Annotated in this window: 6 protein-coding genes; 4 read left to right on the top strand and 2 right to left on the bottom strand. The window is 54.1% G+C overall.

Annotated features, from left to right (window positions below; translation table 11 throughout):
• Positions 1-26: 26 nt before the first annotated feature.
• Complete coding sequence (trhA, locus tag QVO51_RS06015; protein ID WP_022357642.1) at positions 27-668, bottom strand: PAQR family membrane homeostasis protein TrhA; 642 nt, start codon at positions 666-668, stop codon at positions 27-29.
• A gap of 18 nt (positions 669-686) precedes the next feature.
• Positions 687-2,957 (bottom strand): sensor domain-containing protein, encoded by a 2,271-nt coding sequence (locus QVO51_RS06010; protein WP_022357641.1) that lies wholly within the window; start codon positions 2,955-2,957, stop codon positions 687-689.
• A 293-nt stretch (positions 2,958-3,250) separates the two neighbouring features.
• Here QVO51_RS06010 and QVO51_RS06005 point away from each other — a divergent pair, with 293 nt between their 5' ends.
• The 4 genes from QVO51_RS06005 to QVO51_RS05990 all read left to right on the top strand — a co-directional run bounded on the left by QVO51_RS06005 (position 3,251) and on the right by QVO51_RS05990 (position 7,492).
• Complete coding sequence (locus tag QVO51_RS06005; protein WP_022357640.1) at positions 3,251-3,925, top strand: response regulator transcription factor; 675 nt, start codon at positions 3,251-3,253, stop codon at positions 3,923-3,925.
• Positions 3,926-3,953: 28 nt separating this feature from the next.
• Positions 3,954-5,375, top strand: a complete 1,422-nt coding sequence (locus QVO51_RS06000) for a sensor histidine kinase (RefSeq protein WP_022357639.1) — start codon at positions 3,954-3,956, stop codon at positions 5,373-5,375.
• Positions 5,353-5,733, top strand: coding sequence for a hypothetical protein (locus QVO51_RS05995; protein WP_022357638.1), 381 nt, complete (start codon positions 5,353-5,355; stop codon positions 5,731-5,733). The genes QVO51_RS06000 and QVO51_RS05995 overlap by 23 nt, the downstream gene beginning before the upstream one ends.
• 151 nt (positions 5,734-5,884) lie before the next feature.
• Positions 5,885-7,492: a CTP synthase gene (locus tag QVO51_RS05990; protein WP_022357637.1), complete on the top strand. Its 1,608-nt coding sequence runs from the start codon at positions 5,885-5,887 to the stop codon at positions 7,490-7,492.
• Positions 7,493-7,678 lie beyond the last annotated feature (186 nt).

Raw genomic sequence — 7,678 nt, 5'->3', positions numbered from 1 at the left:
TTAGGCTTAGTGTCAACACGACCTGATCAAGTCAATGCCAGCAGGATCGAGAAGTACTGAAAGATGCTGCCGGCAATGACGAACAAATGCCAGATAGAATGCATATACCGGGATTCCTTCATCTGATAGAACAAAACACCACCCGTGTAGAGTACCCCGCCGATCACCAGAAATACCATGGGCAGCGTACCGATCACCTGCCACAGGGGCTTGATGGCAATGAGGATCACCCAGCCCATGGCAATGTAGCAGATCATGGACAGCTTCTGGAACCGACGCAGACTGATGGAGGAAAAAACGATTCCCACAATAGCCGCCGCCCAGACGATGCCGAACAAAGTCCAGCCAAACGCCCCGCCCAGACACGCCAAAGTATATGGGGTATAGGTGCCGGCGATCAGCAGATAGATGGTCACATGGTCAAACACCCGGAACACGGCTTTTGCCTTTTCGTTGGCAAGGGCGTGATACAGGGTGGACATGGTGTACAGGATAATCAAAGTGGCACCGTAAATGGCGGAACTGACTACCGCAACGCCGTCGCCCAGCTGATGGCATCTGACCAACAGTATCACGCAGCCCGCTACAGAAAGCAGGGCGCCGATGCCGTGGGTAATGGCGTTGAACAATTCCTCACCCAGTGTGTATTTGCGTCTGAGAAAGTCCATGTTGATTCCTCCTTGCAATCAGTAAACCTGGCGCTCTGTCACATTACGCCGCATAAATTCCTCAATCTCCTTGGGGGGCATGGGCTTGCCATACAGATAGCCCTGGGCATTGTCACAGCCGGCGATCCGCAGCAGTCTTGCCTGCTCCGGGTGCTCGATGCCCTCCGCAATGGTTTCAATATGCTTGGACTTGGCAATGCGGATCACCGCTGCCACAATCTCTCTTGCAATCTCATCCTGCTCCAGATTCACCACAAAGCTGCGATCCAGCTTCAACAGGGTAATGGGCAATACCTGCAAATAGCTCAGTGAGGAGTACCCGGTACCGAAATCGTCCATCGCCAGACGCACGCCCATGGCACGCAGCTGGTGCATCTGCTCCAATGCCATATCCAGATCCTTCAGAGCCAGAGATTCCGTCAGCTCGATCTCCAGCCACTGTGCCTCCAGACCAGTCCGCGCCAGCGCTTCATACACTGCCTCGCACACGTTGGTCTGATAGAAATCCGCCGAAGTCAGGTTGATGGACATGATGATATTGGGCAGTCCCATCCGCTGCCAGATCCGGTTCTGCTCACATGCCTCGGACAGAACATAATCGCTGATTTTCCGGATCAGCTGGGAGGTTTCCGCAATGGGCACAAAGCTGCCTGGCTGCACCACCGTGCCGTCCGGCCGGATCCAGCGGATCAATGCCTCCACACCGATAATCCTGCCGTTGGTCAATGCGATCTTGGGCTGATAGTACAGCCGCAGTTCCCCATTGTCAATGGCATCGGACAACTGCTTTTCCAGCTCGCTCTCCCCTACAATGGTATCATGCATACTACTGTTGTAGCCTACCACCGTGCCCTTCCGGTGCTCCGCAGAGGACAGGGCAAATTCCGCATGCTCCAGTACCTCCGCAAAGGATTCTCCGTCCTGGGGCATCCGGGAATAGCCGGCGGAACAGGTCAGCGCCTTGGCGGAAAGCTCCGTCATACCCAACTGGGCAAGATCCGCCTGGATCCGTTCCATGGTCTTGACCGGCAGCTCCTCATCCCCGTAATCCCGGAGGATCAGCGCAAAGTTGTCCGCAGAGATCCGGGCACCAAAGCCCCCGAAGGACAGATACTTATACATAATGTGAGCAAAATCCTGTAAGGTCTTGTTGCCGCATTCGTAGCCGTAGGCATCATTCACCAGGTGGAACCGGTCAATGTCCAGCACCATAACAAAGTAGGTAATCCCCAGCTCCAGGGAACATGCATAGGTCTCCTGTCCCATAAGCATCAGCTTGTTCCGGTTGGAAATACCCGTGACCTCGTCCACATAAGCCAGCCGCTCGATCAAAGCGTCCTTTTCCTTTTCCGTGTCCATGTTGATAAAGGAGCCGCCGATGATGGGGGTATCCGCTCCAACCAACTTTGCCGCCTTGTAGCGATAGTTGTACCAGTGATATTCCCCGTCCGCCGAACGGAGCCGCAGCTCCATGGAGTGGATCTGATCCTCCGGATCCTCCTGCATCTGGGGCAGCCGCTCCACACTGCGCAGAAAGGTGTCGTAGATCACCGTATCGTTGGGATGCACCAGCCGCCGGAAGGCAGCGAAGGATACAGAGGCTTCATCCAGCCCCAGCATGCGCTGCAGCTCCGGAGAAATGAAATACTTGTCCCCCTGGGTCAGCAGAATGCCGATCTCCGACAGCTCCATGGACAGGGAATACCGCCATTCGGAAGCTGCCAACTGATTGGAGAACATCTCGATCTCCGACTGCATCTGCCGGGTCTCCGTCACATTCACCCCGATGGTCATGAACAGGCAGGTGTTTTCTGTCTGCTGCATGCCGGAGGTGCTCCAGACCATGGTGACCGCCTGACCGCTGCGGGTATGGATCACAAACTCTGCATTCCGGCTCCGGAGAATATCCCGAATGTCCTGCTCCTTCCAGTCCTGCCGCTCAAACAACGCCGGGAACTGCTCTTGTGTAAGGGTCTCCCCTTCTGCAAAGCCCAGCACCTGCCGCAGGCTGTCATTGATCCGGATATGCTCCAGGGTATTGTCCCACAGCAGCGCCGGCGTGTTGATGTTGTCAATAAAATAGGCAATGCGGCGGCGGTTGGCTTCCATCGCCCGGGCAGAGCTGCTCTGCCAGTACACGGTCAGCGCCACGCTGAGCACTGCCACCACCAGTACATATGAAGTAAAAATTAAAAATGCATCCTGCCGGTTCATGGCCGCATAGGCAATGACGATACCGGTGGCAAGGGTAAAAACCCCCTCACAGATCAACCATCTTTTTCTTTTCAATGCTATCCTGTCCTAACCGGATCTGCGCTGTGCGCATTCCCCTGACTCTCCGCTTCCGATGCGGAGGACGCCCCATTTATATATACATTGATTATACCAAAAATGCACGCAAATGTCAATGATTCCGCTTCAAATCCTGGCTGTTTGTGCAAACTGCTCAAGAATTCTCCCGGAATCTTTTTTTGCCCGTCACAGTTTTTTCACAAGGGCTTGATATACTGGCATCAGTATGGTATGATACAAGCAGCAAACCAAGAAAGGAGTGCGGCTCAACAGGGCACGCAGACAAGCTTATGAAACGGTTACTGATCGTGGACGACGAGGCCAACATCCGGCTGGTCGTCAAGGAATACGCAGAATTTGAAGGCTACGAGGTTGCAGAGGCAGAGGACGGTATGCAGGCAGTGGAATTGGTCAAGACCCAGGACTTTGATGTAATCATCATGGATATTATGATGCCCCGTCTGGACGGTTTTTCCGCATGCAAGGAGATCAAAAAGTATAAAAACATTCCGGTCATCATGCTTTCTGCCCGGGGTGAGGAATACGACAAGCTGTTCGGCTTTGAGCTGGGCATCGATGACTATGTGGTCAAGCCCTTCTCCCCCAAGGAGCTGATGGCACGGGTCAAGGCAGTCATCAAGCGCAGCGAGCATGCGGCACCCGCCAACCCGGACCGGCTGAAATTCGAGGGACTGGAAATCGACATGGCTGGCAGAGAGGTCTATGTAAACGGTAAGCGGGTATCCATGACCCCTAAGGAGTACGACCTGCTGTTCTACCTGGTGAAAAACAGCAACATTGCCCTGACCCGGGACAAGCTGCTGGAGGAGGTCTGGGGCTATGACTTTTTCGGAGACGACCGGACGGTGGATACCCACATCAAAATGCTCCGGAACAGTCTGGGAGAATACCGGAAATTCATTGTAACCCTCCGGGGAATGGGGTATAAGTTTGAAGTTCGCTGAACGGCACCGCCGGACAGGCGGCGAAAGCATGGCACTGCACTTCTGGTGTTATTTTATGTTCTTCATCCTGGTGGTATTTCTCCTGCTGTGGGGATTCCAGATCATCTTTCTGGAAAAGTTCTATGACCGGATGAAGACATCGGACATCCAGAAGGTTGCCGCCCATATGCTGAACATTTACGGCACGGAGAACTACGAAGAAACCTACGATGAACTTGCCTATGACAACGATCTGTGCATCGTGGTGGTGGACAAGTACTACCGGACGGTATATTCCAAGGATCTGATGGGCAACGCCTGCCTGGTGCACGGCTTTGCCAACTATACCAGTGCCTTTATCTCACAGATCCGCTCCAGCAAGACCGGCACCATCTGCGGGGATATCATGAACGAGCACATCCGCACCAATACTCTGGTATACGGTACGGTAATCGGCACCATGGACAATCCCAAGGGCTATCTGCTGCTGAATACGCCACTGGTGCCGGTAGGCTCCACGGAAGCCATCATCAAGCGGCAGCTGCTGATCATCTCTGCCATTCTGCTGATGCTGGGTCTGCTGCTGTCCATTTATCTGTCCCGCCGGCTGGCACGACCCATTGCAAGCCTGACCAAATCCGCCAAGCAAATGGCAAAGGGCAACTACAACGTGCAATTTGACGGGGGCAGCTACCTGGAGCTGCAGCAGCTGGCAGGGGCGCTGACCTATGCGGCACAGGAGATCTCCAGAGTGGATACCCTCCAGCGGGATCTGATCGCCAACGTGTCCCACGATCTGCGCACGCCGCTGACCATGATGAAGGCATATGCGGAAATGATCCGGGATCTGAGCGGAGACAATCCGGTAAAGCGTGCGGAGCATCTGAATATCATCATTGAGGAAACCGATCGGCTGGCACTGATGGTCAATGACATTCTGGATCTGTCCAAGCTGGAAAGCGGCGGATTGGCGCTGACCCCCTCCACCTTCGGCATCCGGGCAAAGCTGTCGGAAATCATCGACCGGTATCGGGGGCTGTCCGCCAAAACCGGCTACCACATCCACTTTACGCCGGATGAAGAAACCATGGTCACCTGCGACGCAGGAAAGATCGAGCAGGTGATCTGCAACCTGATCAACAACGCCGTCAATTACACAGGCCCGGACAAGCAGATCTTTGTCCGGCAGATCAACACTCCCAACGGCGTCCGCATCGAGGTGCAGGACACCGGTGCAGGCATTGACAAGGAGAATCTGCGGATGATCTTTGACAAGTACTACCGCAGCGAAAACCACAAGCGGGAGGTTGTGGGTACCGGCTTGGGACTGTCCATCGTGAAAGCCATTATGAAGCTGCACAATTACTCCTACGGTGTGGACAGCACCCTTGGGAAGGGCTCCACCTTCTGGTTTGTGATCCACCAGGATAAAAAGGAGGAAACGCATCATGCAGGGACTGGAAGCCATTGAGGGCATGGAGCTTCTGTACCGGACGCTGCCCCCGGACCTACAACACTGGCACTGCTTTGGCAAAATCCTTTCTCTCACATACGGTACCCGCTTTGACGAGAGCCGACTGGAGGAAATTCCGGTGCTTTCCATACTTCTGACCCATCAACAGGGAAAATACCGGATCCGGCTGACCTTGTACAACATTTCCGGTACCGTCAGCTTTGATGTCGCAAACGGCTTCTTCAGCGGACTCACCATTGACGATTTTGCCAATTGCGGCTACGAAGCAGACAGCCGGTTTCGGGTATCCTCCCTGGAACAGGATCTTGATTTTACAATCTACTGTGCCCGGATCCGGGCAGAACTCCTTCCGTAAGACAGTGCCGTCCCCCATGGGACGGCGTTTTTCTGCATCCGCCAAAATAAAGTGACAAAATTCTTTTTTCCTCTTGCTTTTTATACGCAAACAGGGTAAAATAGAAATGATATGATTTCATACAGAGATTAGGACTGGAGGAAATAAGAAAATGCCGATTAAGTACGTATTCGTCACCGGCGGTGTGGTTTCCGGACTTGGAAAGGGCATCACTGCCGCTTCCCTGGGACGTTTGCTCAAGGCCAGAGGCTATAAGGTCACCATTCAGAAATTTGACCCGTATATCAACGTGGATCCGGGTACCATGAGCCCCTATCAGCACGGCGAGGTATTCGTCACCGATGACGGTGCAGAAACAGACCTGGATCTGGGGCACTACGAGCGCTTTGTAGATGAAAACCTGAGCGTAAACTCCAACGTGACCACCGGCAAGATCTACTGGAATGTACTGAACAAGGAGCGCCGGGGCGACTACCTGGGCGGCACAGTGCAGGTCATCCCCCACATCACCAACGAGATCAAGGAAAAGATCTACCGGGTGGGCAAAGCCACCTCTACTGACGTGGTCATCACGGAGATCGGCGGCACAGTGGGCGATATCGAAAGTACCCCTTTCCTGGAGGCGATCCGTCAGTTCGTCACCGAAGTAGGCAGAGAAAACGCCATGTACATCCATGTGACTCTGGTGCCCTTCATTGCAGGCTCCAATGAGCTGAAATCCAAGCCCACCCAGCATTCCGTCAAGGAACTGCTCTCCCTGGGTATCCAGCCTAACATCATCGTATGCCGCACGGAAATGGAGATCCCGGAGGAGATGGCTGAAAAAATCAGCCTGTTCTGTAATGTGCGCCGGGAGGATATCATCCAGAATACCACTGCGCCTTCCCTGTATGAAGTGCCTTTGATGCTGGAAAATGAGGGGCTTGCAAATGCTGTATGCCACCATCTGCATCTGGACAACCCCAAGCCGGATCTGCACGAGTGGATCGAAATGGTGAACCGGCAGAAGAATGCCCACAAGGAAGTGACCATCGGTCTGGTGGGCAAGTACGTTGCCCTGCCGGATGCATATCTGTCCGTTGCAGAGGCACTGCGGCACGGGGGCATCGTCAATGATGCAAACGTGAAGATCCTCTGGATCAATTCTGAAGAGATCACAGCGGAAACCGCCGACAGCATGCTGAACATGTGTGACGGCATCATCGTACCCGGCGGCTTTGGCGACCGGGGCATTGAGGGCATGATCGAAGCGATCCGCTATGCACGGGAGCATCAGATCCCCTTCTTTGGCATCTGCCTGGGCATGCAAATGGCGGTGGTAGAATTCGCACGCAATGTGGCTGGTCTGACCGATGCAAATTCCTCCGAATTCACACCGGACGGTAAGAACTGCGTCATCGACATTATGGACGACCAGAAGGATATCACCGACAAGGGCGGTACCATGCGGCTGGGTCTGTACCCCTGCAAGCTGGCACCGGATTCCCTGTGCGCAAAGCTTTACGGGGATCCGTTGATCTACGAGCGGCATCGGCACCGTTGGGAATTCAACAACAGCTACCGGGAACTGCTCACCCAGAAGGGATTGTCCATCGCTGGGCTCTCTCCGGACGAGCGGCTGGTGGAGATCATCGAGCTGAAAAACCATCCCTGGTTCATCGGCGTACAGTTCCACCCGGAATTCAAGTCCCGTCCCAACAAGCCCCAGAAGCTGTTCGCAGACTTCATTCGGGCATCCCTGGCAAACAAGGAGAAATAAAAGCAGCGGTATCATCCAATGGGGTGATACCGCTTTTTTGCCTTAATAAAAATCAAATTCTGCAATCTGGGACAGATTGATCTGAAGCCGGGAGAACCGATTTCCTGCATAATCCAGTTTGGGAGAGCAGCAAGCCAGCAGTTCCGCATCCTCCGAGCTTGCCAGGGGCAGCCGCAGCCGCCAGCC

The organism is Ruminococcus sp. CAG:379 (assembly GCF_000434255.1).
Lineage (GTDB): Bacteria > Bacillota > Clostridia > Oscillospirales > Ruminococcaceae > Ruminococcus_F > Ruminococcus_F champanellensis.
This window is presented reverse-complemented; position numbering and strand designations above follow the sequence as displayed.